General features: G+C 45.3%; 1 protein-coding gene. It reads left to right on the top strand.

Annotation, left to right across the window (positions count from 1 at the left end; translation table 11 throughout):
* On the top strand, positions 1-622 hold a 622-nt coding region (gene istB / locus AAEY68_RS20690; protein WP_350586788.1), incomplete at its 5' end, for an IS21-like element helper ATPase IstB.
* Positions 623-685: the final 63 nt, after the last annotated feature.

The following is a 685-nucleotide window of genomic DNA, read 5'->3' on the forward strand; positions in this document are numbered from 1 at the left end:
GCTGTGTCATGTTGAACTTGCGACACGCGATGACAAACGCCTTCAGCGGCTTTTAAAAGATGCAAAATTGCCAGTGGGTAAACACCTTAGCAGCTTCGACTTTACCCTTGTTGATGGGGTTAGTAAGCCCCTTGTTGCTGAGTTAATAAATCAGCCGGATTGGTTGAAGCACGGTGGCAATATATTGCTATTTGGCGCCAGTGGGCTTGGTAAAACGCATATCGCCAGTAGCATCGGTTATGGCCTTATCGAGCAGAGCCATAAAGTTAAGTTCGTTGCCGCGTCAGCGATTGTTCAACAACTCCAGCAAGCAAAGCGACATTTACGCTTGCAAGATGAACTTGTAAAGCTCGATAAATACAGCTTATTAATCGTTGATGACGTTGGTTACGTTCGAAAAACTGAACAGGAAACGAGCGTGCTGTTTGAATTGATAGCCCATCGCTATGAGCGACACAGCATGATCATCACATCAAACAAATCATTTGAGCAATGGGATGAGCTATTTGAAGATTCAACAATGACTGTCGCGGCAATCGATCGTTTGGTTCATCATGCCACGATTATTCATTGCGAAGGTGACAGTTACCGGCGCAAAACAGCGCTCAATAAGAGCAAATGAAATTCGGTGTCAACCGGCCACGATAATTGACGCGGAACCGGCCAAGTTAATTGACGCTAGATA

Source organism: Pseudoalteromonas sp. RB2-MNA-CIBAN-0110 (assembly GCF_040309305.1).
GTDB lineage: Bacteria > Pseudomonadota > Gammaproteobacteria > Enterobacterales > Alteromonadaceae > Pseudoalteromonas > Pseudoalteromonas arctica.